Source organism: Streptomyces viridifaciens (genome assembly GCF_001888885.2).
Classification (GTDB): domain Bacteria; phylum Actinomycetota; class Actinomycetes; order Streptomycetales; family Streptomycetaceae; genus Kitasatospora; species Kitasatospora aureofaciens.
Genome location: NZ_CP090841.1, coordinates 6119071 through 6143622, shown reverse-complemented (window position 1 = coordinate 6143622; position 24552 = coordinate 6119071). Strand labels below are relative to the sequence as shown.

Below are 24552 nucleotides of genomic sequence, written 5' to 3'. Positions count from 1 at the left end.
TGCCCCTCGTGGTCCAGCTACGTCCTGGCTACTTCTTGCGCTTGGCCCGCTTGGCCGGCCGGCCCGGCGCCTTGGCCTGGCGACGGGCCCTCGGCGGGACCGGCCTGGCCGGGGCTTCGGCGGCTGCGGGCTCGGCGGGTGCGGGCCCGGGCTCGGCGGCCTCCGGTTCCCCGGGCTTCTCCGGCTTCTCGAGGTGCTCCGCCTGCTCGGGCTTCTCCGTCTGCTCGGGCCGCTGGGGCTTCTCCGCCTGCTCGGGCTGCTGCGGCTCGATCAGCTCGACCCTGGGGTCCTCGGCCGACCGCAGCGCCGACTCCGGTGCGGCGACCACCACCTGGGCCCGGCGCAGCACCTCCTGCTCCCAGAAGAACCCGGTCACCACCGTCTGCACCACCGTTTCCGGCGCCACCCCCGGCCGCACCTCGGTGCCGACGATCTCGGTCAGCGCCGGGTCCGCCGCCAGCCCCTCCAGCCGCATCGGCTTCACCCCTGCCTTGGCCAGCCGGCCGAGCAGCCGCCGACGGGTCGCCTCCAGCCCGGCGCCGCGACCGTGCGCGACCAGCTCGCGGTCCAGCCCGAGCGCGGCGAGCGCGTCGTCCACCTCGACCAGCACGCCCAGCAGTTCGCGCTGCGCGGCCCGGGCCTGCTGCTTCTGCTCGGTCAGTTTGTTCCCCAACAACGACGCCCGGAAGAGCAGTTGGGTGAACTTGGCCTCCAGGTCGACGGACTCGACCCCCGGCGGGACCTCCAGCGGCCGGTGGCCGTCGAGTACGGATGCGGTCGGTGCGTCGGTCATTCCGGTACCTCGATCTGCGGCAGCACGGACAGGTCGGCCGCGTAGCGGGCGGGGACGGGGGGTTCGGGGTCGGCGCCGCCGGGGGCGGGCTCGGCGAAGTCGGCGGCCGCCTCGGCCCGGTGCAGCGCGAGCAGTGCCGGGGCCGGGGGCAGCCCGGGGCGGTCGATCACCAGGAGCGGTTCGGCGAGCGCGGGGGCCAGCAGGTCGGCGGCCTGGTCGACCGGTTCGGGCGGCAGCGGCTGCTGGAGGTCCACCTCCAGGCGCCGGTCCGGGTTGCGCAGCAGCGCGGCCGCGTCCTGGATCTGCTGGCGGCTGTACCGGCCCGCCTTCAGCGCCTTCCCGACGGAGAGGTTGATCTCGCGCACCCCGGCCGTGAGCGGGATGCCCAGGACCTCGTACGGCGACGGTTCGTGCAGTGGCATGGCGGGCGGTCTCTCTCCTCACGGCTCGGGATTCGGGTGCGCGCTCCGTTCTGCCGGGTGCGACGGCACCGATCGTCGCGCGGTTGCGTTCAGTTGAGCTTCGCGATGCGCTGCTGCAGGGCGCGCAGTTCGCGGTCGCGCGGGTTGTGCGAGACAGCCCTTTCGATCGCCGCCTGAGCCAGGTGGTAGTCGCGGGCGTTGGCCTGGGCGACGGCCCAGGAGCTGTAGACCACGGCGAGTTCGCCGTGCAGCTTGGTGTTGTCCGCCGGGCTGGCGGCCAGGGCGAGCGCCTCCTCCAGCAGGCCGACCGCGACGGCGTAGCGGCGGGCCTCGAAGTGGGTGATCGCCTCGCCGCGCCAGACGCTGACCATCAGCCGGCGGATGTCGGTCGAGTCGTCGTAGGACATGGCCTTCTTGAGCATGTCGGCCTGGGCCGCGAACGGTTCGTCCCGCATGTTGTCGATGACGTGGTTGGCGAGCATGACCGAGATCCGGCGGTCGGCCTCCCTCCCGGCGTCGCCCTCCCAGTCCGGGTCCCAGAGCAGCGCCTGGATCATGTTGCCGGTGGCGCGGGCCCGGTCGTCGGCGAAGGCGGCGGAGCGGGCGAGCTGGCGCAGCACGAAGGCCATGCCGTGCCGGTGCTCCGGGTCGTCGCTGAGGTCGATCAGCTGCTTCCACAGTCCGACGGCCTCGGTCAGCTCCTCGTCGGAGGCGTCGACGCGGCTGAGCTGGCCGGCCCGGTTGCCGAGGGCGGCCTGCAGGAAGTGCTTGGCGGTCGGGTCGCCGGGGGCGAGTTCGAGGCTCTTGGCGAGGAGTTCGAGGGCGCGGGGATAGTCCTTCTCCTCGTTGTTGATCTTGCGGGCCCACTGGGCGTAGGTCGCGCCGAGGTCGCCGCGCACCTCGGGGTCGTCCGGCGCCAGCGCGTACGCCTTCTCCAGCAGTTCGGCGGCGCCCGCCTGGTCGTCCACGGTGCTCTTCAGCAGGGCGCGGGCGGCCCGTACGCCGGACTCGGCGGCGATCCGGGCCGTGTCGGCCGGCAGCACGAGGCCGGGTACGGTCCTGGCCCGGGTGAGGCACTCCAGCGCCTCGCGCCAGTCCTGGTTGCGGTGGTGCTCGCGGGCCTGGCTGACGAGCGCAGCGCGGAGCAGCGCCTCCCAGGCCGCGTCGCGGTCGCCCTCGGCCACCGTGTCCAGCGCGGCGACGGCGGCGGCCTGACGGCCCTGGAGGTGCAGGTACTGCTGCGGGCCGAGCGCGCCGAACAGGGTCAGGGCCCGGGTGAGCGCGGGCACGGGCGCGGACGCGTCGGGGCCCGTGGGGCGACGCCACGTCCGTACGGCCTCCTCGAAGGCCTCGGCCCAGGCGGCGGTTTCGGGCTCCGCGCGCAGCAGCCCGTCCAGCACGGGGCCGACGACCAGGCGCCGCGCGGGGCAGCCGGGCAGGGTGATCCGGACGTCCTCCTGGGCGAAGGCGTCCGCGGCGTGGGCCTCCATGCCCAGGCGCAGCGTCCAGGCGGTGACCTCGTCGCCGCTGCGGCCCGCGGCCCGGTCGAGGGCGCGCAGGTCCTCGCGGAGGCGCTCGGAGAGCGCGGCGCGGGCGGCGGCCGTCCGCTGCGGCTCGGCCGGGCGGCCGGTGATCCGGGCGGTCTCCGCCCACAGCTCCTCGCGGTGCAGGGCGGCGACCAGGCAGCCGACCGTCCAGGCCCAGACCTGCTCGTCCGGCGCCTCGGCGGCCGCCGCGAACCGGTAGCCGGCCAGGCCGAGCGCGTGCAGCAGCCGGGGGTGGGCCGGGTCCTTGAGCAGCAGTTCGCGGTAGGCCCGGTACGCCTCGCGGTGGCGGCCCTCGGCAGCGTGCTGGTGGGCCTCGTGCTCGCCCAGCAGCACCAGCGCCCCGGCGGCCTGCGGATGGCCGGGCGCAAGGGTGAGCGCCTGGCGCAGATCACCGGCCGCGTGGCCGGGCTGCTCGGCGGCCAGGGCGGCACCGGCCCGGCGGACCAGCACGGCGGCCCGGGCGGCAGCGGCGTCGGCCGGAAGGTCGGCCAGTGCCTCGTCGAGGCGGCCGAGTTCGGCGCGCAGCAGGGCGAGGTCGAGCCGTACGGGCGCGGCGGCGTCGCTGTCGCCGAGCGCCTCGGCCCAGGCCGCCAGCACGGGTTCGGCCTGCTCGGCGGTGCCGGCCCGGCGGGCGCAGTCCAGTACGGCGCGCAGGGCGGGGCCGGCGCAGCGTATGCAACGCGGTGAGGCGGCCCCGGCGGGGGCGTGGAGGTGGTCGGCGCAGGCCTCGCGACCGCAGCCGCCGCAGGCGCCGGTGGCGGGGCGGTCGCAGGCCGCGCAGTCCCCGGCGGGAGCGGCGGGGGCGGGGGACGCGGGGGCGGCGGACGCGGGGGCGGGCTGTGAAGGGATCCGACCGACCACCTGGGTCGGCGCGTCACCGGCGGGGTGCGCGGACCCGGCGGGCTGCACCGGGCCCGTCCCGACGGGGCCCGTACCTACGGCCCCGGCGCCGCCCGCACCGCCCGAACCGACGGGGCCCGTACCAAAGGCGCCCGCGCCGCCCGCACCGCCCGCTGCCGTACCGGCGCTCAGGAAGTGCCGGTACCAGTCCAGCGCCGCGCCCCAGTTGCCCGCCCGCTCGGCGAGCAGGGCGCGCAGCCGGGCGAGCGCCGGGTCGCCGGCCGGGTCGGGGTCGAGCGGACCGAGCAGGGCGATGGTCTGGACCGGACGGCCCGCCAGCAGGGCGGCGGCGGCCAGGTGGTAGCGGTCGCGGAGTCCGCCGGCGGCGTCGAGCAGGGTGGTGACCTGGTCGGTGGAGCCCCCGGCCAGGGCGAGGGCGGCGCGCAGCCGGGCCTGCCGGTGGGTGAGCGCGCCGGGCAGGGTGTCGGCCAGGGCGAGCGCGGCGGCGGCCGCTTCGCGGGCCTCGGCGTGGTCGCGGCCGGTGATCAGCAGGTGGGCGGCCTCGCGCAGGGCGGCCTCGCGCAGGGCGAGGCGGTAGCCGGGGGCGGCGGGGTGTTCGGCGGCGGCCCGCTGCCAGAGTTCGCGGGCGGCGGCCGGGTCGGTGGTCAGCAGGGTGCGGGCGAGCCGGTCGCGGGCGAGGGCCTGGCGGTCGTGCAGTTCGGGGTCGTCCAGCGCCTCCCAGCGGGCCAGGGCGCCGGCCGGGTCGTCGGTGCGGGCGAGGGCGAGTCCGTGGTGGTAGGCGGCGATCCGGCCCCAGCGGGAGTCCGGCTGGTCGTCGGCCTCGGCGCGCAGGATCGGTTCGGCCTCGGCGGCCTGCCCGGCGGCGGTCAGGGCGGCGCCGAGCCGGACCCGGGCGGGGCGCCAGTCGGGGGCCTGGCCGAGGCCGGCGCGGTAGTCGGCGGCGGCCTCGGCGTGCCGCTGGGCCCGCTCGTGGACCAGGGCGAGGCCGAACCGGGCCGGGGCGAAGGAGGGTCGGACGGTCAGGGCGGCGGTGAACTGCTCCCGGGCCTGGTCGTCGGCGCCGAGCAGCAGGGCGAGCCGGCCGAGGGCGTAGCGGGGGCGCGGGTCGCTCGGGCTCTCCCCGGCCGCCGCGGCGAGGTCGGCCCAGGCGGCGTCGGTGTCGCCGAGCCGCTGCCGGGCGAGGCCGCGGAAGAGCAGGCTGTCGGTGCGCAGCGCCGGTCCGCGGCCCCACGGGGAGGGTTCGCCGGGGCCGCGGCGCAGGGCCTCGTCGAAGGCGGCGACGGCGGGTTCGTCCCGGTGCAGGGTGAACAGCTGGGCGCCCCAGCGGAACCAGAGTTCGCCGCTGCCGTGGGGGGCGGCCGCGGCGAGCAGCGGTTCGGTCTCGGCGGCCCGGTCGGTGGCGCTCAGCAGGGCGGCGCGGGCGAGCACGGGCCAGTCCTGGCCGGGGAGGGCGGCGAGGGCCCGGGCGGTGGCGTGGTCGCGCTGTTCGGGGCGGGCGTCGCGGCACAGCTGTTGCAGCCACTGGCGGGCGCGGGCGGCGGTCTCGGCCTCCTCGCCGGGTTCGGCGCCGGTGGCGGTGGCCTGGAGGAGGGCGAGGACCGGTCCGAGGTCGCCGTCCGGGGCCTGTGTCCGCTCCTCGGCGAGGCGGAGCAGGCTCCAGCGGGGCAGTTGGCGGGCCGGGTCGGTGAGCAGCGGGAAGGCCTCGCGGTGCAGGGCGAGGGTGGCCTGCTGGTCTCCGGTGGGGATGGTGGCCTCGGCCTGGCCGAGCAGGGCGAGGCCGCGCTGGGTGCGCAGTTCCTCGGGCCCGCCGGCGAGTTGGCGGGCCAGTCGGGCGTAGCGGCGGCGGGCCTGCGGGGCCTTGCCGGCCGCGAGTTGCTCGGCGGCCGCGCCGAGGGCCTTGGCGACTCCGGCCGCGTCCAGGGTGGTTCGCCTGCGGGCGAGCACCACTGCGGCGACACCGGCCAGTGCCACCACGATGATCAGCAGCACCGCGAGCTGCGCCATGCACCGTCCCCCTGCGCTTCGAGAGCGTCCTACTCCATGATCAACATTCCCCGTGCGACCATGAGTTGACGTTGTTTCGTGATGTTGCTCGGGCGCCCATCAGAATAGGCCCTCCTCCGGGCCGACGAACAGAAATGAGCACTATCCTGGGCGGGCGCAGGCTGCTGGACTGCTGCGCGTCCACAGCGGTGAGAAGCGTCGGGGGTCGTGTGTCCGAGTCTCGTTGGGTTCCCGGGCTCCGCTTCGGGCCGGAGTTCGACCCCGAACAGTACGAGCTGCTGGAGTTCCACCACCGGGGCGGCGAGGCCGAGGTGTGGCGGGCCGTGCGCACCGGGCACAACGGGATCAAGGAGCTCGTCGCCGCGAAGATCATGCTGGAGCGGGACCCGTCCGAGGTCCGGCGCTGGCTCGGCCGCTGGGACGACGTCTCGCACAACGCCCACCGGCTCGGCGTCACCGACCTGGTGGTGCCCAGCTTCCTGCTCGGCCCCTCCCCGCACCGGCCCGGCACGGCGCCCTCCGGCGGGCTGCTCGGCTACCAGATCTCGCCGTGGGTCGAGGGCGTCCCGCTGCACACCTGGGCCCGTGCCCAGCGCGGCGGGCCGGCCGCGGTGGCCGAAGTGCTGGCCCGGCTCTGCCGGATCGTCGACGAGCTGCACCGCAAGCGCTGGGTGCACCGCGACATCTCCCCCGCCAACGTCCTGGTCGACGCCCAGGGCCTGGTCAAGCTGATCGACCTGACGTTCCTCGCGCCGCTCGACCACACCCTCACCGTCGCGGTGTTCACCCCCGGCCACGTCCCGCCCGAAGCCGAACAGGTCGGCGGCTTCCCGACCACCGCCAAGGACCTGTTCGCGGTCGGCACCCTCGCCCGCACCCTGCTGCTGCCCGACCACGGCCGGCTCGACCACCGGCTCGCCGCCGAACAGGCCCGCGCCGAACTGCTGGCCGCCGGGTACGGCGAGGAACTCGCCCGCTGGGCCTGCGAACCGCTCGCCCGCGAACCCGAGCGCCGCCCCTTCCCGCTCGGCCCCTGGGCCGCCCGGGGCCGCGAACTCCTGCGCACCCACCGCCCGGTGGCGCGCACCGCGGGCCTGGCCGTCCTGCCCGACCGGGCCGGACGGCCGCTGGTGGTCACCGGCGGCGCCGACGGCACCGCCCTCGCCGGGCCCGGACGCACCGACCACCGCCTGCCCGCCGGCCGGGGCCTCGGCGCCGTACGGGAGTTGGCGGCGGGCTGGGCCGGACGCCAGGGCGAACTGGTGGTCTGCGCCGAGGACCGCTCCGGCACCCTCTGGGTCGGCACCGCGGCCGGCTGGTGGGAGGCGGCCCGCGGGGTCAGCGGCCTGGCCGGGGCCGTCGGCGCGGCCGGAGAACTCACCGTGTGGACCGCCGCGGCGGGCGCCCTGCGCTCCTACCGCTGGGCCCCCGGCCTCACCCTCACCGGCCAGGAACACCCCGGCTGCCCCGCCGACCGGGTCCTCGCCGCAGAGGAGGAACGTCCCGGCGCCTGGCTGCTCCTGGTCGAGCACCGCGAACGGGTGCTCAGCTGGCGGCCCGGCTCCGGCGAACCACCCGTTCCCCTCGGCCCGCCCGGCCCCCTGCGCGCCGGGGCGCTCGCCCGCGCCTCCGCCGGACCCCAGGCCGCCACCCTGCGCACGGACGGCTCCGTCCAGCTCCACACCCTCGGCGCCCCCGGCACCGCCACGGAGATCGGCGACGGCGAACCCGCCCTCGGCATCGCCATGGTCGGCCACCGCGGCGGCCCCACCATCGCCCTGGCCGGCGCGGGCGGCGTACGGCTGCGGCTCCCCGCCGGCGGCGCCTCCCGGCGCCCGCGCTGGTGGCGGCCCACCCTGCGACCCGCCACCCGGGTCGCGCTCACCATGGGCGACGACTGGCGGCTGTGCCTGGCGGCGGTCGTGGAGGGCGAGCTGCAGGTGTGGCAGGAGGACGCGGCCTACCGCTGGCAGGCGGTGGAGCTGCCGGAGGAGGCGTAGGCCCCGGGCGGGCCGCGAAAACCTCTCGCCTCCGTACGTCCCGCCCGGTACGGTCGCTCGCGGCCGCACCCCCGACCGAGAGCAGGTTCCGTCCCATGGCATGTCGCATCAGCGAACTCGTCCTCGGCTGCCGCGAACCCGAGGTGCTGGCGCGGTTCTGGTGCGAGGTCCTGGACTTCGTGGTGCTCGGCCGCGAGGACGACGGCAGCATCGAGATCGGGCCGCGCGAGGGCTTCGGCGGCGCCCAGCCGACGCTCTTCCTCAGCCGCCGGGAAGCACCGGAGCCGGGCAAGCCCCGCCTGCACATCGACGTCAACGCCACCGACCGGGACCAGGAGGCCGAACTCGAACGCCTGCTGGCCCTCGGCGCGCGCCCGGCCGACATCGGCCAGACCGGCGAGGAGTCCTGGCACGTGCTCGCCGACCCCGAGGGCAACGAGTTCTGCCTGCTCAAGGCCCGTCTCAACCCGCTCTGACGGAGTCCACGGCCATCGGGGCACCAGGCCCGTCAGCTGATGCACTCTGCCGCACCCTCGTCCGCCCTGTTCGGACGGGCGGCCCGGGCACCAGGAGGAGGACGCGGGGGCTCCTGTCGGCCCCGGGGCGGGCGGGTACGACGCCGCGACCGGTAGCCGACGGGCCCCGCCCCGTCGCGCCAACGGTGCGGCCCCGCTCAGGACTCCGGCAGCAGGTGCACCGGGCCGGTCGCGCTCACGTAGGTCTCGCTGCCGACCGGCCAGGGGCGGTCCGAGGAGGCGATCAGGACGTCGGGCAGTCCGGGGGCTTCCGGGCGGAGTTCGACGCGGTGGTCGTGGCCGCGGAAGTCGCTGCCGATGACCTTGGCCGGGGCCGCGCCGTCCACCGGGTCGGCGGTGAGGCGGAGCTGGCCGGGGCGGAGCAGGGCGAGCGCGGCCGTAGGAGTCGCGCCGGGGGTGACGAGTGGGAGTGGGCCGAAGGCGGTCAGGGCCTCAACTCCCTTGGCTTCGGCGGGAATCAGGTTGGCCTCGCCGAGGACGGTGGCGACGGCGGCGTCCGTCGGGCGGTGGTAGAGCTCGTGCGGGGTGCCGGCTTGGGCGATCCGGCCGTCCCGCAGGACGGCGACGGTGTCGGCGAAGGAGAGGGCCTCGTCCTGGTCGTGGGTGACGAGGACCGCCGTGGTGCCGGACTGCCGCAGCGTGGCGGCGACTTCGCGGCGCAGTTCGGCGCGGAGGGTGGCGTCCAGGGCGGCGAAGGGTTCGTCGAGCAGCAGGAGCCGGGGCCGGGGCGCGAGCGCCCGGGCGAGGGCGACGCGTTGCTGCTGGCCGCCGGAGAGCTGGTGCGGGCGGCGTTCGCCGAGGCCGGGCAGGCCGACCAGGTCGAGCAGTTCGCCGACGCGGGCGCGGCGCCGGGAGCGCGGCAGGCCGAAGCCGATGTTGGCGGCGACGCTCAGGTGGGGGAAGAGCGCGCCGTCCTGGGGGACGAGGCCGATGCCCCGGTGTTCGGGGGCGAGCCGGCTGCGCCCGTCGTCCAGGACGCGGCCGTGCAGCAGGACCTGCCCGGCGGCGGCCGGGTGGAAGCCGGCCAGTACCCGCAGCAGGGTGGACTTCCCGCAGCCGGACGGCCCGAGGACGCAGGCGAGGGCGCCGTCGGGCACGGTCAGGTCGATGCCGTGCAGGACCGGGCTGCGCCCGTGGGCGGCGTGGAGGTCGACGACGGACAGTCCGGTCACTGGTTCTCCCCAGGACGGCCGAGGTTTCGGCGGGTCAGCAGCAGGACGGAGGGCACGGACAGCGCGACCATCAGCGCGGCGTAGGGCGCGGCCGCCCCGTAGGCGAGACCGCTGGTGTAGACCCAGAACTGGGTGGCCAGGGTCTGGGTGCCGGTGGGGCGCAGCAGCAGGGTGGCGGTGAGTTCGGTGGAGGCGGTGAGGCCGACCATGGCGACGGCCGCGCCCAGGCCGGGCAGCACCAGCGGGAGGGTGATCCGGCCGAGGACGGCGAGCGGGCGGGTGCCGAGCGAGCGGGCGGCCTCCTCGACGCCGGGCGGCACCTGGGCGAGGGCGGCACGGACGGCGGTCAGCGCCAGCGGGAAGAACAGCAGGACGTACCCGAGGACGAGCATCGGCGGCTGCTGGTAGAGGGGTTGGGCCCAGCGGACGGCGAAGAAGACCACCGACAGGGCGACCGCGATGCCGGGCAGTGCCCGGGTGAGGTAGGCGACCCGTTCGACGGCGCGGGCCGGCCGGGTGCCGTGCCGCCAGCCGTACAGGGCGACCGGGACGGCCGCGGCGGTGGCGACCAGCGCCGCGCCGAGCGCGTACCCGAGGGTGGCCAGGGTGGCGCCGAGGACGGAGGCGGAGGGCAGGGTGGTGGAGCTGCCCTTGATCAGCCAGTACGTGAGCGCGTACAGCGGCACCCCGAGCGAGACGACGACCAGCGCGGCGAGCGCGAGGAGTGCGGGCGCCGTCCAGCCGCCGAGCCGGGCGGGCGGTGCCGGGCGGGCGAGGGCGCCGTGCCGGGTGACGCGCGCCTGGCGGCCGGCCCAGGCCTCCAGGGCGACCAGCAGCAGGGCGAGCGCGACCAGCACCAGGGTGAGCAGGGAGGCGGAGGCCGCGTCGAAGCCGAGCTTGTACTGGGTGAACACGGCGGTGGCGAAGGTGGTGTAGCGCAGCATCGCGAAGGCGCCGTACTCGCCGAGGAGGTAGAGCGAGACGAGCAGTACGCCGCCGGCGAGTGCGGGCCGGGTGAGCGGGAGGGTGACCCGCCACAGGGTGGCGAGCCGGCCGCGGCCCAGGGAGCGGGAGACCTCCTCGGCGGCGGCGTCGCCGTGCCGCAGGGCGGCCGCGACCGGGAGGAACACGAGGGGGTAGAGCGAGCAGGTCATCACCAGCACCGCGCCCCAGTAGCCGTGGACGGAGCGGAACAGCGAGACCCAGGAGTAGCCGCGGACGAACTCCGGTACGGCGAGCGGCAGAGCGAGCGCGACGGTCCAGGCGCGGCGGCCGGGCAGGGTGGTGCGTTCGACAAGGTAGGCGGCGCCGAAGCCGAGGACGGCGGTGGCGAGGGTGACGGCGGCGGCCAGGCTCAGGGTGTGCCAGAGCAGGGTGGCGATCAGCGGACGGCCGAGCAGGCGCCGGGTCTGGTCCCAACCGGCCTGCGCGGCCTGGGCGATGACGAAGCCGAGCGGCGAGGCGACCACCGCGACGACGGCGACGGCGACGGGGGCGAGCAGGCCGGTGGCCCGCCACCGCCGCCGCAGCCTCGGCCCGACGACCGGGGTCGTCCCCACGGAAGTCGTCTGCGCGGGGGTCGTCACTGGAGCAGGCCGGCGTCCTGGAGCAGGCCCAGGGCCTGCTTGCCGTCGCCCAGCTGTGCCGGGTCGGCGACGGTGCCGATGGTGTCCAGGGCGGGCAGTTCGGGCTTGCCCTGCACGCCGCTGACCAGCGGGTACTCGTAGCTGGCCGAGCCGGCGATGACGGTCTGGGCGGGGGCGGAGGCGAGGTAGCCGAGGAAGGCCTGGGCGGCGGCCTGGTGCTTGCCGTGCTTGAGGACGGCGGCGCCGGAGACGTCGACCAGCGAGCCCGGGTCGCCCTTGGGGAAGTAGTGCAGGGTCGCGTGGGTCTCGGCGGCGCCCTTCTCGTCGCGCATCCGGTAGAAGTAGTAGTGGTCGATGACGCCGCCCTCGACCTCGCCGCTGTTGACGGCGGCGGAGAGGGTCTCGTTGCTGTCGTAGACCTTGGCGTTGTCCTTGAGGCCCTTGAGCCACTGCTTGGTGGCGTCCTCGCCCTTGGCCTTGAGCACCTGGGTGACGACCGGGGCGAAGTCGGTCTCGCTGGGGGCGATGCCCAGGCGGCCCTTCCACTCGGGCTTGGCGAGGTCGAGCACGGAGGCGGGCGGCGCGGTGTCGGCGGCCTTGCCGGTGGCCGCGAGGAAGGCGGAGGTCCGGGCGGAGACGCCGACCCAGTCCCCGCGCCCCGAACTGTCGTTGGCCGGTACGGACTTGAGGGTATCGGGGGCGACCTTGGCGAGCAGGCCCTTGTCGCCGAGGACGGTGAGCGCGGGCGGGTTCTCGGCGTAGAAGACGTCGGCCGGGGAGGCGTCGCCCTCCTGGAGGATCTGGTTGGCCAGTTCGGCCTCGTCCCCGGAGCGCAGCTCGACCTTGATGCCGGTGCGCTTGGTGAAGTCCTCGGTCAGGGCCTTGACGGTCTGCTCGTGCTGGCCGCTGTAGACGGTGACGGTCTGGCCGGCGAGCGCCGTACCGGAGGCCGCGGGGGCCGCGCTGTCCGTGCTGCCGCCCGAGCTGCCGCAGGCGGTGAGGGCGAGCGCGCAGGCGGCGAGGAGGGACAGGGCGGCGAGGGGCCGGGCGGTTCCGGGCATGCTGAGGGTCCTCCGAGGGTGGCGGGGGTCGGCCGTACGGGCCTGCCGGATGAGCAGGGCACCGGCCCGACGGCACGAAAACCTAAGGCAGGGAAGCCTTGCCTAACAAGTTTCGGAGCGTCACATCTCGGTCCGGTCGCGACAGGGTAGGACTTCGGTGAGTGCTACCCCAAGTACAGGCAAAACGACGCCCGATTACGGGCACAAGGGGAGGAAATAGCATGTTCCGGTCTAACTACGGCCGCTACTGTGCGTGACACTCACAGGTTGAGCCGGGCACACCGAGGCCCCGGAACCGGGCGGCGGTTCCGGGGCCTCGGGGCCGTTGGCGGCGAGCGGTGGCGGTGGCGGTGGCGGTGGGCCGCTCAGCGGAAGCGGCGCAGCCGCAGGCTGTTGCCGACCACGAAGACCGAGGAGAAGGCCATGGCCGCCCCCGCGATCATCGGGTTGAGCATCCCGGCCGCCGCCAGCGGCAGGGCGGCGACGTTGTAGCCGAACGCCCAGAACAGGTTGCTCTTGATGGTGCCGAGGGTGCGGCGGGAGAGCCGGATGGCGTCCGCCGCGGCCAGCAGGTCGCCGCGGACCAGGGTCAGGTCACCCGCCTCGATCGCGGCGTCGGTGCCGGTGCCCATCGCCAGGCCCAGGTCGGCCTGGGCGAGCGCGGCGGCGTCGTTGACGCCGTCGCCGACCATCGCCACGACCTTGCCCTCGGCCTGCAACCGTTTGACGGTGTCGACCTTGTCCTGCGGCATGACCTCGGCGATCACGTGCTCCGGCTCGATGCCGACCTCGGCCGCGACCGCCTCGGCGACCAGCCTGTTGTCACCGGTGAGCAGCACCGGGGTCAGGCCCAGGGCGCGCAGCGCGGCGATGGCCTCGGCGCTGGTCGGTTTGACCGCGTCGGCGACCTCCAGCACGGCCCGCGCCTCGCCGTCCCAGCCGACCGCGATCGCGGTGCGGCCGGCCGACTCGGCCCTGCGCTTGGCCCCGGCCAGGGACTCCGGCAGGTACTGCGACCACTTGTTGAGCAGCGCCTCCCGCCCGGCCACCACCGCGTGGCCGTCCACCACGCCCTGGACGCCCAGGCCCGGGACGTTCTCGAAGCCCTCGACGGCGGGAAGTTCGCCGGCCTTGGCGGCGGCGGTGGCGATCGCCCGGGCGATCGGGTGCTCGGAGGCGTGCTCCAGGGCGCCGGCGAGCCGGAGCACCTCGGCTTCGGTGACGCCCTCGACGGTGTGCACGCCGAGCAGGGTCATCTGTCCGGTGGTGACGGTGCCGGTCTTGTCCAGGACGATGGTGTCCACCTTGCGGGTGGACTCCAGCACCTCGGGGCCCTTGATCAGCACGCCCAGCTGGGCGCCGCGGCCGGTGCCGACCAGCAGGGCGGTCGGGGTGGCCAGGCCGAGGGCGCACGGGCAGGCGATGATCAGTACGGCGACGGCTGCCGTGAAGGCGGCGGTCCAGCCCTCGCCGGTGCCCAGCCAGTAGCCGAGGGTGGCGACGGCGAGGGTGATGACGATCGGCACGAAGACGGCGGAGATCCGGTCGGCGAGGCGCTGGGCGGCGGCCTTGCCGTTCTGCGCGTCCTCGACCAGCTTGGCCATCCGGGACAGCTGGGTGTCCGCGCCGACCCGGGTCGTCTCGACGACCAGCCGGCCGCCCGCGTTGACGGTGGCGCCGGTGACGCTGTCGCCGACCCCCACCTCGACCGGCACCGACTCGCCGGTCAGCATCGAGGCGTCGACGGCCGAGGCACCCTCGACCACGGTGCCGTCGGTGGCGATCTTCTCGCCCGGCCGCACCACGAAGCGGTCGCCCACGGCGAGTTCGGCGATCGGGATCCGCACCTCGGCTCCGCCGCGCAGCACCGTCACGTCCTTGGCGCCCAGTTCCAGCAGCGCCTTGAGCGCGGCTCCGGCGGTGCGCTTGGAGCGGGCCTCGAAGTAGCGCCCGGCCAGGATGAAGGCGGTGACGCCGGCCGCCGCCTCCAGGTAGATGTTGGAGGCGCCGTCGCTGCGGCCGATGGTGAACTCGAAACCGTGCCGCATGCCGGGCATCCCGGCGTCGCCGAAGAACAGCGCCCACAGGGACCACAGGAACGCGGCGCCCGTACCGAGCGAGACCAGGGTGTCCATCGTCGCGGCGCCGTGCCGGGCGTTGGTGAACGCGGCCCGGTGGAACGGCCAGGCGGCGTAGGTGACGACCGGGGCGGCGAGGGTCAGCGAGAGCCACTGCCAGTTGTCGAACTGCAGGGCCGGCACCATCGCCATCGCGATCACCGGGACGGCCAGGGCCAGCGCGGTGAACAGCCGCTGGCGCAGCGGGGCCAGCTCGTCGGCGGGCTCGCCCTGCCCGGCGTCCGGGACGCCGGCGGTGGCCGGGGGCTCGGGCAGGGCGGCGGTGTAACCGGTGGCCTCGACGGTGGCGATCAGGTCGGCGACCTCCACCTCGCCCTCGAAGGTGACCTTCGCCTTCTCGGTGGCGTAGTTGACGCTGGCCGAGACGCCGCCCATCCGGTTGAGCTTCTTCTCGATGCGGGCCGCGCACGAGGCGCACGTCATTCCGCCGATCGAGAGTTCCACCTCCGTGGAGGCGGGTGCCTGCGTGGTCATCGTTGCTCCTCGTGACAGTCGGTACTTCGAGGTCGTGCGAAGGTGCGTCCGCGGCCGGGCCCATCATACCCACTGGGGGTATCGGGCGTCGGATTCCTTTATACCCCCCGGGGGTACTGCCCGCAAGCTCCGCCCGCTACCCCTCCGTCCACACCGCCGCCTTCACCGTCACCGCCGACGGCGCCACTGCTCCAGCGACCGAGGACCAGCACTGATCACGCCCGTACGGAAGGTGCCGGGCGATCCCCAGCGGATCGCCCGGCACCTCGCTGCGCCCACCCGTCCGGTCAGCGGAACGCGGCGACGTTGCGCACGGCCCAGTCGGCGAACGGACGCGGAGCCCGGCCGAGGACCCGCTCGACGTCCGGGCTGACGCGCAGCTCGGCCGGGCTCGGGGAACCGAGGATGTCCAGGGTGTCGTCCGCGAGTTCCGCCGGCATGCTCCGGCTCATGGCGGCCCTGGCCTCGTCGCGGGTGAGCTCGTGGAAGCGCACCGGCGAGCCCAGCGCGGCGGCGAGGGCCTCCGTCTGCTGCCGCGGAGTGACCACCTCCGGCCCGGTCAGCTCGTACTCACCGCCGATGTGTCGGTCGTCCAGCAGAGCGGCCGCCGCGACCTCGGCGATGTCCGCCGGGTCGATGACCGGCACGCCGACGTCGCCGAAGGGCGCGGCCACGAGCCGCTGGGCGCGGACGGACTCGGCCCACCACAGGGCGTTGGAGGCGAAGCCGCCCGGCCGCAGGATCGCCCACTCCAGGCCGGAGTCCCGCAGCACGTCCTCCAGCCCGCGCATCGCGATCCGCGTCGGGCCGAAGGGCCTGGTCACCACTCCCTGGGTGGAGAGCAGCACCACCCGGCGGACCCCGGCGGCCACGGCTTCGCCAATGAGGTCGGCCGGGCGGGCCGCCTGGGCGTGCAGGTCCCCGGACAGCAGCAGGAACAGCGCCTCCGCGCCGGGCAGGACGGCCGTGAGTTCGCCCGGCCGGGCCAGATCGGCCACCACGTGGCGCACGCCGTCCGGCACCGCCGCCCGGTGCCGCGACACCGCCACCACCTCCCGACCCGCCTCGGCCAGCGCCCGCGTCAACGGCCGGCCGATGTTCCCGGTCGCCCCGGTCACCACGATCATGATCAGCTCCTTGTCGAATGTCGTCCGTGGTCCCGACGCTAGGACTCGGGCTAACTTTTCGTAAGGACATACCTTTAAGTAAGCTCATGGCATGAAGGAAGGCATGCAGCACACGCAGGTCGAGCCGGGGCGCCGGTATGACGTGTTTCACACCGACTGCCCCGCCCGCGACATGGTCGACCACGTGACCAGCAGGTGGGGCATCTGGGTGCTGATCTCCCTACGCGGCGGCGACCTCCGGTTCTACGAACTGCGCGAGAGCATCCAGGGCGTCAGCGAGAAGATGCTCTCCCAGACCCTGCGGACCCTCGTCCGGGACGGCCTGGTCCGGCGCGAGGTCGAGCCGACGACGCCGCCCCAGGTCACCTACGGGCTCACCGAGTTCGGTCGGGACGTCGCCGAACCGCTGACGGACCTGTTCGACCGGATCACCCGGTGGCTCCCGCCACGCACAGCGGCAGCCACCGGGTGAGGCCGACGGTCACGGACGGAGAACCCGCGCCGCCGCGTCCCGGATGCTGTCGGCCAGGGCCCCGGGAGCGGTGATGTGGGCGGCGTGCCCCTGGCCGGCGAGCGTGACGACCCGCGCATCCGGCAGGACCGCCGCCAGGTCGGCCAGGCGTTCGCGCAGATGGGCAGGGCTGAGCTCGCCCTCGATCAGCGTCGTCGGCGTCCCGAGCGTCGCGAAGCGGTCGATCCCGACGCCGAGCGCGTCGATCGCCTCGTCCTCCGCGATCTGCGCCGCCGCGTACGGGGACAGCGCCGCCCGCATCTGCCGGTCGGCGAACATGGCGTCGACCAGGCCCCCGGGCACGCGGACGATGTCCCGCATGTGGATCCGCATCGCCTCCATCGAATCGCCCCCGTCGAGCGCGGCACGGGCTCGGACGCCTGCCGCCCCCGCGATCAACTCCCGGGTGGGCAGCGGAGGTTCGTAGAGCCACAGCCCGGCGAACGCCGACGGGCGCAGCAGGGCGGCCTCCAGCGCGGCGACGGCGCCGGAGGAGTGACCCACAAGCAGCACGGGCGGCTCCAGGAGATCCGCGACGGCGGTGACGTCGGCGGCCTCGACAGCCATCGAGTGCGGCAGGGCGATGCCGGCCGGGGAAGCGTAGATCCGGCGGCGGATCCTGACGACCCGGAAGTCGTCGACGAGGTGGCGGACGACGCCGCCCCAGGTCGTCGCATCGCCACCCCCGGGGTGCACCACCAGCAGGGTCGGTCCGGATCCGTCGACGAACGCGCTGATGACGTGGCCGCAGTCGGACTGCGCGAGAATCTCGGTCATGCGCACCAGCTTGGCGCCGGCCGCTCACATCGCACCGGCAGACCACTCACACCCCACCGGCAGCCGTAGGCTCCGGGCATGCGCCACACCCTGACCGACCTCGCCCGCTGCCTCTGGGGCGACGAGTACGGACCGACACCCGCGTGCGACGCGCCGTGGCAGCACGAGGAGTCCTACTTCACCGAACTGCTGACCTTCGCCGGCCCGGACGAGATCCTGGCCATGCTGCGGACCCTCTGCCCCCACGTGGTCGACGGCTACCTCCCGGTCTGGGTCCGCAACCTCGCCCACCGGCTGCTCCTCCTCCAGTGCCCCGACGACCCGGCCCTGCTGCGCGAGGCCGCGAACAGCCTCTACTCCCACGGCCCCGACTGGGACGACATCGCGAAGGAGCTGACCGGACGCGCCGACGCCCTCGAAGCCGGATAAGCCCGGACGCAGGTCAGTCCGTGGCCTTGGGGTGGCCGGTGCCCGCGTAGGTGATCCAGACTGTTCGGTTGGCGTCATCGATCAGGTACCAGATGCGTCCGCCGCCCGTGACCTCGTACTGCCAGCGCTCCAAGGCCTGTCCCTTGAACGTAGCGGCACCGAGCTCGCCCCTGAGCCGGTGCTGACGGTCGGCGTTGCTGGCCGCGCACGGCGCCGCGCGGATCCTCTCGAAGGCGCGGCGCAGGTTGCCTGCTGCCTGGCGTGCCAGTTGCTCCCAGCCTTCGGCCGCATCGGAGCTGGCGAATCGAAGGTCATACTCGTCACCGGTCGGGGGCGGCGCGGCCCGGTCCCCCCTCTTCGGGCTCACTCGGCCGCCTCGGGCATGGGCACTGGCCCGAAGTCTCCGTCGGGCTCGCGGGTGAGGACGGCGTACAGCGCTGGGTCCGCATAGATCTCGGCGCTGTGCTTCCACTGCGTGAGCAGCAACGCGATCGGAGCAAGGTTGTCCAGTGCCACTGCACCCCGAGCGGTGTCGACCAGTTCGGTGAGCAGGGTGTCGACATCCCCCTCCGGCAGGAACGTGACCCATGGCAGGGCTTCAGGCAGTGCCTGTCGCAGAGCGTCGATGTTCTCGGTACGCACCAGCCCCGCGAGCAGGCGAGAGGTGAAGTCCACCACGGTGGCGTCGCGCTCCATCTGCTCAATGCGCATCAAGGCAAGGTCTCCCGCGTCGCGTCTCCTGAGTCGGAGCGCGCGGACGGCATCGAGCCGGCGCGTCGTCGCGGCCGGGCGGTGGAGAAGTTCGCTGAAAGGCACGTCCTCGTAGGCCACAGTCATAACATCCACAGTAGCTCGGATGTCGCCCGAGAGCAGCGCGAATCCAGTGAAATCCCAGCAGCAGCCGCGGTGGCCACGGCCGATGCGCCGGGCGATCCGCGTCGGATCGCCCGGCGTCTTGGCTCATCCGGACGGGTGGCGGGCGGCTTGCCGGAGCACGGTGCGGAGGAGGGCCTCGGCGTTGCCCGGGGTGGCCGCCCAGAACTGCATCTCGGTGTGGGCGGATCGGCGTCGTGGGCTCAGGGCGCGGACCGGGCGGGAGAACTGGGCGCTGAGGCACCACCACATCTCGATGCGGGCCCAGGTGAGACGCCCGCTCACTCGGGGTCCGTCACGCGCAGGTGGATCGGGTGGGCGGACTCGACGCCGATGTAGGCGATCGCGCGCACCGCACCGAACTCGACCAGCTGGTGGGCGATCCGGGTGGCGGAGGCGTCGCTGAACAGGCCGGCGAGGTAGGCGGCCTGGTCGGCGTCCAGCGGGAGCCGGGCGAGGCTGGTGCGGACGGCGTCGAGGGCGTCGGTGAGCCTGGTGAAGGTGGCGGGCTCGGTGATGCCCTTGATCTCGACCGAGACGGGGAAGGGGAGTTCGGCACTCACTGCGCGTCGCCCCCTTCGAGTAGCGCCCACATCACCTTGCCGATGCCACCGGGACGCGGCCGACAGCCCCAGCTCGCGGCGAGCTGGGAGACGAGCCAGAGGCCACGGCCCGTCTCGGCCTCCTCGGTGGCGGGGTGCGCTGCGGGCTGGTTGGCGTCGGCGTCGTGCACCTCGATGCGGAGCGAGTCGGGGCACAGCGAGAGGCGGATGAAGACGAGCCGCCCCGGCGGGGTCTTGGCGTGGAGGACGGAGTTGGCGACGAGTTCGCCGAGCACCAACTGGCCGTCGTCCAGGAAGCGTTCGGCGCCCGGCTCTTCGGCGAGGAAGGTGCGGAGCAGCCGCCGGGCGAAGCCGGCGGACTTGTGGTGCCTGGGCAACCACCACGAGAACTCACTTGCAGGGACAGGCGATTTCGCCAGAATCTCGGGCACGACAGCGCCCCCTCCAACTTCGGCTCGCAGCGAGCACGACGGCCTGAAGAGGCATGGGAATGCCCGGGCGGCCGTCCGTTCCGGTCGCCATGTGCGAGCAGCGGACTACTGCCTGTAGTTTGCTCCGGACTCTCCGCAATCTGCAAGACTTCATTTCGGGTGCTTCAAATCAGATGACTCATCTGGTTGACGTTCATTGCGGAGCGAGCACTCAGGTGCTTTCATTTCGAGCGCTGACGGTGCTTCATACTGGGAGCCGGAAAGGGGAAGAGGCCATGTCGGAGGGGCCCACTGGATCAACGGTGCCGCGCAGGCAGCTCGGGCGGTACCTGCGGGATCTACGCAACCAATCACGGCTCACCGTGCGGGCGGCAGCTCGCCGGCTGGAGTGGTCGGAGGCGAAGATGTGGCGCATCGAGACGGGGCAGACATCCTTGCGAAGTCTGGACGTCGAGGCGATGTGCAAGGTGTACGGCGCACCCGCCGAACTGACCGAGGCCCTGATGGGCCTGGCGAAGGAGACCAAGGCCCGTGGCTGGTGGCACGCCTACGGGGATGTGATCCCCGAGGGGTTCGACCTTTTCATCGGGCTGGAAGAGGCGACCTCGAAGATCGCTTGGTACGAGAGCGAGTTGGTTCCCGGCCTGTTGCAGACCGAGGACTACTCCCGCGTGGTCATGCAGGCTCACAACCCGCACGAGGAGAATGACGAGATCGAACGACGGGTCCATCTTCGTTCGACTCGCCAGGTGCTTCTGACCAGGGTCACCGATCCGCCGGTCTTCGACGTCGCGCTCAACGAGGCAGTACTGCGACGTCCCATCGGTGGCGGCAAGGTCATGGCTGCACAGCTCGGCCACCTGATCGAAATGGGCGAGCTTCCCAACGTCACGATCAAGGTAGTCCCGTTCAGCGCGGGTCTACACCAAGGCGTCCTGACAGGTTCGTTCGGAATTCTGCGCTTCCCGCTCAACGGCGACGGCTCCGAGACCGAGCCGCCGACCGTCTATGCGGACGGCTACACCGGCGACTTGTATCTGGACAAGCCCAACGAAGTGGAACGCTACGACGCCGCGTTCACGAACATCTGGGAGACAGCGCTCAGTGAGCAGGCGTCGAAGCTGCTGATCTCCGAAGTGGCAGGAAGCTATGGACACGGTTGACCTGACAGGAGCGGTGTGGATCAAGTCCACCCGCAGCAACGGACAATCCGCATGCGTCGAGATCGCGTTCCTCGACAACGACATCGTTCCCGTCCGCGACTCTAAGGACCCCAACGGGCCGGCACTCGCCTTCCCCGCCGAGGCATGGACCGCCTTCGTCGCCGCCATCAAGACCGGCGAACTCCCGAACACCTGAACATGCCTGCGCGAGAAGTCGAGCTGGCCGACTTCTCGCGCAACTACACCCCGGGCAGCGAACGGCAGGTAGCGCTCGATGTACACAACTGATCCCACCGAAGCCCGCATCCACGATGCGAGCAACATCCTGGTGGCGCCTCCGATCCCGCCGCTCAGGGACTTCTTCGGGTCCGTGATCACGCCGGAGGACCTTGCCTCCTCCTCGCCCGACCTTGCGCAGAAGACCGTCTACCTGTGCGGCGACATATCCCGGATCAACGCCCGCCAACTACACGCACCCGACCGTGTGTTCGTCATCCGCGATCTGTCCCACAACCACGCCGGCACCCCCTGGCCCCTCGTCGACCTCGGTCGAGTCCCCATCCGTGTCCACGGCGCCGGCGTCTACTACCGCCGCTTCTTCGAACCCGACGCCGATCACTTCCACCGGATCCGCGCTGAGCACGCCTTCCAGTCCCTCACCGAGTCCACCAAACCCGGCTCGGCCCATCGCAGCGGCATCTACCTCACCCCCGTCACCCGCACCGGCGACGACGAACTGCACTTCCGCCTGCTCCGCTGCTCCACCAACCTCTCGGGCCCTACCGAGAACTTCGGCCCGACCGACACCCAGATCGTCGACGCCCTGAACCGCGAGGCCGCCACCGTCTTCCGGGACCACGCCCCGCTGAACCACGTCCTCGCGCAGACCTACCACAACACCCACGCCACGCCCGAGCGCAAGCAGTCCAAGGCCAAGATCTCCTCCCACGCCGACAAGACCAAGGACATGCCAGCCAACGGCATCATGGCCTTCTGCACCTTCTACGACCGCCTCGACGGCCTCCAGCCTCTGGCCGAAGACCCCTTCGACTACGGCACGAAGAACTCCAGCGCGCTGACCAGGCTCCACTTCCGCCTCAAGGACTCGGCCGCGGAACTCCATGGGGACACGCTCCCCTCCCACTTCTCCCTGACCCTCTATCCCGGGTCCGTGTTCTTCGTGCCGCTGTCCACCAACCGCCTCTACACCCACGAGATCCGGCCCTCGGCCCTGGACGCCGAGCTGCTCCCGACCCGCCTCGGATACGTCGTGCGCTGCTCGAACGCCGAAGCCGTCCACAAGGACGGCCGGACGTTCCTCAAATCGGCCGGTGACCTCGTCGAGCTGGAGCCCCCCACCCAGGCCGGCATGGACGCGCTGCGCGGGCTGTACGCGGAGGAGAACCGCAGCTCGTCCTTCGTCGACTACGGCAACCGGTTCCTCTTCAGCATGAACACGGGAGACTACCTTGCCCCCCGCGCCTAGCTTCCCGGCCGAGATCCGCTCCTACACCCTGCCCGCCGAGGAGAACCTCTTCCCGGAGCTGTCCACGTCAGCCCACTTCGAGGACCTGGGAAAGGGCCGCCGAGGCGCCACCCTCACCAGGGTCGACGGGACGGGCGGCGTGCCCCTCGTCCGTACCACCACCCGGTACGCCACCGTTGCCCAACGCTTCCGTGCGGTGCACGAACGGCTGGCGGACCGGATCCAGCAGCACGCGGCGCTGCCCCTGAGCTTCAACAACGCCCTCATCGAGAGCTACACGAACGCCTACGCGACCATGGGCAGCCATTCCGACCAGGCGCTCGATCTGGCCGACGACTCGTTCATCGCCGTCTTCTCCTGCTACCAGCACCCGGAAGCGACCCCGCCCAGGAAGCTGATCGTCGAACCGAAGGAGCCCGGCGGCGAGAAGTTCGAGATTCCCCTCACCCACCACAGCTTCATCGCGTTCTCCGTCGACGCGAACCGGCTGCTCCGCCACAGGATCGTCCTCGACAAGCCCGTCCCGACCACCGACAACACCTGGCTGGGCCTGACCTTCCGCACCTCGAAGACCGTGATCCGCTTCCGCGACGGACACCCGCACCTCCCGCAGGGCAGCCGCCTCACCTCGGCCGACGACGACCAGCGGCGCGAGTTCTACCGACTGCGGCGCCGTGAGAACCAGGAAACGGACTTCAGCTATCCCCCGCTGACGTACACCGTCAGCGAGAGCGATCTGCTGCCGCCCACCTGACCCCACGCAATGAGCACGGCGCGCGAGAAGTCGGCCGAGCCGACTTCTCGCGCACCGGGTTCCGGTCGACCGGGTCTCCACCTCGCCTCCGTGTGGCGCCCGCGTCACACCAGTGCCGCGCCGCCGTCTCCCGCGAGCGTGGTCCGGCCCCGCTGAGCACGATCGCGCAACACACGGGGTACACGTCGGAGTTCGCCTTCGCCAAGGCTTTCAAACGGCACTTCGGTTCACCGCCGGGGGCCTACCGCAAGCAGCTCAGGACGGCAGCCGACGAACCGGGCGGATCCGACGGGCGGTGAGGGCCGGGGCCGTCACCATGTTCTCCAGGGTTCCAGCGGCTTTCAGTGGTGGCCGTGGTGGTCATGGCGGTCGTGGTGGCCCTGGGGACCCTGGTGCTCGTGGCCCGCGTGTTCGTCCGCGTCCGGGCTGCCGCCCATCATGCGCAGCATCGCGGCGCCGCCGGTGCGGAAGAAGCGGACGAGCAGCCCCAACGCCAGCAGCAGGAAGGCGATGTTGAGCCAGGTGGTGTAGTTCCACTCGACGCCCGCCATCGGGATCTCCGCCTCCCTCTGGTTCGGCACCAGCCCCAGCCCGCCGAAGACGAACTCGACCACGTACCCGGCGGCCACCATCGCCGCGTAGAACGTGCCCAGCAGGAAGAGGGCCATCCGAGTCCCGTAGTACTTCCGGTAGATGTTGAGGATCGGCAGGATCAGCAGGTCCGCGAAGATGAACGCGACCACCCCGCCGAAGCTGATCCCGCCCTTCCACAGCACCACCGCCAGCGGCACGTTGCCGATCGAGCAGACGAACGACGCGATCGCGACCAGTGGCCCGACCAGCGGACCCCAGAGCTTGGCCGCCAGTGGGTGGTCGACGAAGAAGAACGCCTGCCAGAACGAGTCCGGGACCCACGCCGCGATCGCGCCCGCGATCAGCAGGCCGATCACCAGGTCCTTGAGGATCGCCGCCCACTCCATCACGAACACGTGCGACACCGAGGTGACGCCCTGGCGGGAGAGCAGGCGGCGGGCGAAGGAGCCGGGCCCGACCACCGACATGTCCATCGCCGCGTGCCCCTCCATCGACCCGGCCCGGCCGAACTCGGCCTGCTCCCGGGCCTCCTGGAGCAGCCGGTCCCGCAGCAGCAACCGGAACAGCAGTGCCAGCAGCAGGATCATCACCGGTCCGCCGACGAACTCGGCCGCCGTGAACTGCCAGCCCAGCAAGAGGGCGAGGATGACGCCGAGTTCGACCACCAGGTTCGTGGAGGCGATCTCGAAGGCCATCGCCGCCGTGAAGTTCGCACCCTTGCGGAACAGCGAGCGGGCCAGCGCGACGGCCGCGTAGGAGCAGGAGGACGAGGCCGCGCCCAGCGCCGAGGCGACGGCCAGGGTGCGCGGCCGGTCGTCGCCGAGCAGCCGCACCACCGTGGACTTGTGGACCACCCCCTGGACGACGGCGGAGAGCAGGAAGCCGAGGATCAGCGCCCAGGTGATCTCCCAGGTCATCGATCCGGCGATGGACAGCGCGTGCAGGATCGCGTGCATGTGGTCGTCCGCCTTCCTCGGGCCGCAGGGCACCGCTCGACCATATACCCATAGGGGGTATTCAGGAACCGTGGCGCGCCGAGCAGGCGAAGCAGGGTCGCGGCCGACACGGCGTTGCGGGCTCCGACCGCGGCCTCAGAACCCTCAGCGGCCTGCTGTCCGGGGCGGCGCAGGAGCTCGGCGCCTCCAGCCACTTCGAGGCCGGCGTGCGGGCGGCGAAGCCCGGCCGGCTGGACCGAACCCGCAACCGCGGTCCCTCCGGCAGCGTCTATGCTCGTCGATCGCGCTCGCTCG

24 protein-coding genes are annotated in these 24552 nt (G+C 73.1%); 9 read left to right on the top strand and 15 right to left on the bottom strand.

The genetic code is table 11. From position 1 onward, the window contains the following. Positions 1-28: 28 nt before the first annotated feature. From BOQ63_RS34880 to BOQ63_RS34870, 3 genes are all read right to left on the bottom strand, one after another. Positions 29-793 carry a nucleotide exchange factor GrpE gene (locus BOQ63_RS34880; protein WP_150476224.1) on the bottom strand — a complete coding sequence of 255 codons (765 nt, stop codon included), beginning with the start codon at positions 791-793 and terminating at the stop codon, positions 29-31. Beyond that, positions 790-1215 (bottom strand): hypothetical protein, encoded by a 426-nt coding sequence (locus BOQ63_RS34875; protein ID WP_030290853.1) that lies wholly within the window; start codon positions 1213-1215, stop codon positions 790-792. The genes BOQ63_RS34880 and BOQ63_RS34875 overlap by 4 nt, the downstream gene beginning before the upstream one ends. Positions 1216-1304: 89 nt before the next feature. Then, a complete protein-coding gene (locus BOQ63_RS34870) occupies positions 1305-5627 on the bottom strand; it encodes a hypothetical protein (protein ID WP_150476223.1) in 4323 nt (1440 codons plus the stop codon). Between the two features lie 209 nt (positions 5628-5836). Here BOQ63_RS34870 and BOQ63_RS34865 point away from each other — a divergent pair, with 209 nt between their 5' ends. Both BOQ63_RS34865 and BOQ63_RS34860 read left to right on the top strand, forming a co-directional pair. Beyond that, positions 5837-7627, top strand: coding sequence for a protein kinase domain-containing protein (locus tag BOQ63_RS34865; protein ID WP_191093611.1), 1791 nt, complete (start codon positions 5837-5839; stop codon positions 7625-7627). Between the two features lie 95 nt (positions 7628-7722). After that, the gene (locus tag BOQ63_RS34860) at positions 7723-8103 is read left to right on the top strand and encodes a VOC family protein (RefSeq protein ID WP_030290491.1); all 381 of its coding nucleotides are present in this window, start codon (positions 7723-7725) and stop codon (positions 8101-8103) included. A gap of 197 nt (positions 8104-8300) precedes the next feature. Here the strand turns inward: BOQ63_RS34860 and BOQ63_RS34855 are convergent, their stop codons facing one another. From BOQ63_RS34855 to BOQ63_RS34835, 5 genes are all read right to left on the bottom strand, one after another. Then, a complete protein-coding gene (locus BOQ63_RS34855) occupies positions 8301-9335 on the bottom strand; it encodes an ABC transporter ATP-binding protein (protein WP_030290492.1) in 1035 nt (344 codons plus the stop codon). Continuing rightward, positions 9332-10894 (bottom strand): ABC transporter permease, encoded by a 1563-nt coding sequence (locus BOQ63_RS34850; protein WP_223886123.1) that lies wholly within the window; start codon positions 10892-10894, stop codon positions 9332-9334. The genes BOQ63_RS34855 and BOQ63_RS34850 overlap by 4 nt, the downstream gene beginning before the upstream one ends. A gap of 23 nt (positions 10895-10917) precedes the next feature. Next, positions 10918-11982, bottom strand: coding sequence for an iron ABC transporter substrate-binding protein (locus BOQ63_RS34845; RefSeq protein ID WP_072655569.1), 1065 nt, complete (start codon positions 11980-11982; stop codon positions 10918-10920). Positions 11983-12347: 365 nt separating this feature from the next. Next, the gene (locus BOQ63_RS34840) at positions 12348-14594 is read right to left on the bottom strand and encodes a heavy metal translocating P-type ATPase (protein ID WP_072655568.1); all 2247 of its coding nucleotides are present in this window, start codon (positions 14592-14594) and stop codon (positions 12348-12350) included. A 287-nt stretch (positions 14595-14881) separates the two neighbouring features. Beyond that, on the bottom strand, positions 14882-15721 hold the full coding sequence (locus BOQ63_RS34835) for an NAD(P)H-binding protein (RefSeq protein WP_030555475.1): 840 nt from the start codon (positions 15719-15721) through the stop codon (positions 14882-14884). Between the two features lie 91 nt (positions 15722-15812). Between BOQ63_RS34835 and BOQ63_RS34830 the strand changes: the two genes are divergently transcribed. Continuing rightward, positions 15813-16193, top strand: a complete 381-nt coding sequence (locus BOQ63_RS34830) for a winged helix-turn-helix transcriptional regulator (RefSeq protein WP_030290497.1) — start codon at positions 15813-15815, stop codon at positions 16191-16193. 9 nt (positions 16194-16202) lie between these two features. On the opposite strand, the gene BOQ63_RS34825 is transcribed toward BOQ63_RS34830, so the two are convergent. Beyond that, positions 16203-17009 (bottom strand): alpha/beta fold hydrolase, encoded by an 807-nt coding sequence (locus BOQ63_RS34825; RefSeq protein WP_072655567.1) that lies wholly within the window; start codon positions 17007-17009, stop codon positions 16203-16205. A 78-nt stretch (positions 17010-17087) separates the two neighbouring features. Here BOQ63_RS34825 and BOQ63_RS34820 point away from each other — a divergent pair, with 78 nt between their 5' ends. After that, positions 17088-17438, top strand: a complete 351-nt coding sequence (locus tag BOQ63_RS34820) for a hypothetical protein (RefSeq protein ID WP_072655566.1) — start codon at positions 17088-17090, stop codon at positions 17436-17438. 13 nt (positions 17439-17451) lie between these two features. Here the strand turns inward: BOQ63_RS34820 and BOQ63_RS34815 are convergent, their stop codons facing one another. From BOQ63_RS34815 to BOQ63_RS34795, 5 genes are all read right to left on the bottom strand, one after another. Beyond that, positions 17452-17805 (bottom strand): hypothetical protein, encoded by a 354-nt coding sequence (locus tag BOQ63_RS34815; RefSeq protein ID WP_072655565.1) that lies wholly within the window; start codon positions 17803-17805, stop codon positions 17452-17454. Further along, positions 17802-18275, bottom strand: a complete 474-nt coding sequence (locus BOQ63_RS34810; RefSeq protein ID WP_072655564.1) for a hypothetical protein — start codon at positions 18273-18275, stop codon at positions 17802-17804. Before BOQ63_RS34810 ends, BOQ63_RS34815 begins: the two co-directional genes overlap by 4 nt. A 123-nt stretch (positions 18276-18398) precedes the next feature. Continuing rightward, on the bottom strand, positions 18399-18596 hold the full coding sequence (locus BOQ63_RS34805; RefSeq protein WP_072655563.1) for a hypothetical protein: 198 nt from the start codon (positions 18594-18596) through the stop codon (positions 18399-18401). Next, positions 18593-18874: a hypothetical protein gene (locus BOQ63_RS34800; RefSeq protein ID WP_072655562.1), complete on the bottom strand. Its 282-nt coding sequence runs from the start codon at positions 18872-18874 to the stop codon at positions 18593-18595. The genes BOQ63_RS34805 and BOQ63_RS34800 overlap by 4 nt, the downstream gene beginning before the upstream one ends. Next, a complete protein-coding gene (locus BOQ63_RS34795) occupies positions 18871-19251 on the bottom strand; it encodes an ATP-binding protein (RefSeq protein ID WP_072655561.1) in 381 nt (126 codons plus the stop codon). The genes BOQ63_RS34800 and BOQ63_RS34795 overlap by 4 nt, the downstream gene beginning before the upstream one ends. 329 nt (positions 19252-19580) lie before the next feature. On the opposite strand from BOQ63_RS34795, the gene BOQ63_RS34790 reads away from it, so the two are divergent. From BOQ63_RS34790 to BOQ63_RS34770, 5 genes are all read left to right on the top strand, one after another. Beyond that, positions 19581-20468, top strand: coding sequence for a helix-turn-helix domain-containing protein (locus tag BOQ63_RS34790; protein WP_030290505.1), 888 nt, complete (start codon positions 19581-19583; stop codon positions 20466-20468). After that, positions 20455-20664, top strand: a complete 210-nt coding sequence (locus tag BOQ63_RS34785) for a DUF397 domain-containing protein (protein WP_030290506.1) — start codon at positions 20455-20457, stop codon at positions 20662-20664. Before BOQ63_RS34790 ends, BOQ63_RS34785 begins: the two co-directional genes overlap by 14 nt. Positions 20665-20742: 78 nt before the next feature. Beyond that, a complete protein-coding gene (locus tag BOQ63_RS34780; RefSeq protein ID WP_072655560.1) occupies positions 20743-21954 on the top strand; it encodes a hypothetical protein in 1212 nt (403 codons plus the stop codon). After that, complete coding sequence (locus BOQ63_RS34775; protein WP_072655559.1) at positions 21938-22708, top strand: hypothetical protein; 771 nt, start codon at positions 21938-21940, stop codon at positions 22706-22708. The genes BOQ63_RS34780 and BOQ63_RS34775 overlap by 17 nt, the downstream gene beginning before the upstream one ends. A gap of 92 nt (positions 22709-22800) precedes the next feature. Further along, positions 22801-23007 carry a helix-turn-helix domain-containing protein gene (locus BOQ63_RS34770; protein WP_072655558.1) on the top strand — a complete coding sequence of 69 codons (207 nt, stop codon included), beginning with the start codon at positions 22801-22803 and terminating at the stop codon, positions 23005-23007. A gap of 42 nt (positions 23008-23049) precedes the next feature. Here BOQ63_RS34770 and BOQ63_RS34765 read toward each other — a convergent pair whose 3' ends face one another. Next, positions 23050-24258: a permease gene (locus tag BOQ63_RS34765; protein ID WP_072655557.1), complete on the bottom strand. Its 1209-nt coding sequence runs from the start codon at positions 24256-24258 to the stop codon at positions 23050-23052. Between the last annotated feature and the right edge of the window lie 294 nt (positions 24259-24552).

What these genes read in the sequence shown, in the direction of transcription:
- BOQ63_RS34810 (WP_072655564.1), bottom strand. Translation starts at nt 18,275, where the DNA reads ATGACTGTGGCCTACGAGGACGTGCCTTTCAGCGAACTTCTCCACCGC.
- BOQ63_RS34780 (WP_072655560.1), top strand. Translation starts at nt 20,743, where the DNA reads ATGTACACAACTGATCCCACCGAAGCCCGCATCCACGATGCGAGCAAC.
- BOQ63_RS34830 (WP_030290497.1), top strand. Translation starts at nt 15,813, where the DNA reads ATGAAGGAAGGCATGCAGCACACGCAGGTCGAGCCGGGGCGCCGGTAT.
- BOQ63_RS34845 (WP_072655569.1), bottom strand. Translation starts at nt 11,982, where the DNA reads ATGCCCGGAACCGCCCGGCCCCTCGCCGCCCTGTCCCTCCTCGCCGCC.
- BOQ63_RS34880 (WP_150476224.1), bottom strand. Translation starts at nt 793, where the DNA reads ATGACCGACGCACCGACCGCATCCGTACTCGACGGCCACCGGCCGCTG.
- BOQ63_RS34860 (WP_030290491.1), top strand. Translation starts at nt 7,723, where the DNA reads ATGGCATGTCGCATCAGCGAACTCGTCCTCGGCTGCCGCGAACCCGAG.
- BOQ63_RS34790 (WP_030290505.1), top strand. Translation starts at nt 19,581, where the DNA reads ATGTCGGAGGGGCCCACTGGATCAACGGTGCCGCGCAGGCAGCTCGGG.
- BOQ63_RS34835 (WP_030555475.1), bottom strand. Translation starts at nt 15,721, where the DNA reads ATGATCGTGGTGACCGGGGCGACCGGGAACATCGGCCGGCCGTTGACG.
- BOQ63_RS34785 (WP_030290506.1), top strand. Translation starts at nt 20,455, where the DNA reads ATGGACACGGTTGACCTGACAGGAGCGGTGTGGATCAAGTCCACCCGC.
- BOQ63_RS34825 (WP_072655567.1), bottom strand. Translation starts at nt 17,009, where the DNA reads ATGACCGAGATTCTCGCGCAGTCCGACTGCGGCCACGTCATCAGCGCG.
- BOQ63_RS34875 (WP_030290853.1), bottom strand. Translation starts at nt 1,215, where the DNA reads ATGCCACTGCACGAACCGTCGCCGTACGAGGTCCTGGGCATCCCGCTC.
- BOQ63_RS34765 (WP_072655557.1), bottom strand. Translation starts at nt 24,258, where the DNA reads ATGCACGCGATCCTGCACGCGCTGTCCATCGCCGGATCGATGACCTGG.
- BOQ63_RS34820 (WP_072655566.1), top strand. Translation starts at nt 17,088, where the DNA reads ATGCGCCACACCCTGACCGACCTCGCCCGCTGCCTCTGGGGCGACGAG.
- BOQ63_RS34870 (WP_150476223.1), bottom strand. Translation starts at nt 5,627, where the DNA reads ATGGCGCAGCTCGCGGTGCTGCTGATCATCGTGGTGGCACTGGCCGGT.
- BOQ63_RS34840 (WP_072655568.1), bottom strand. Translation starts at nt 14,594, where the DNA reads ATGACCACGCAGGCACCCGCCTCCACGGAGGTGGAACTCTCGATCGGC.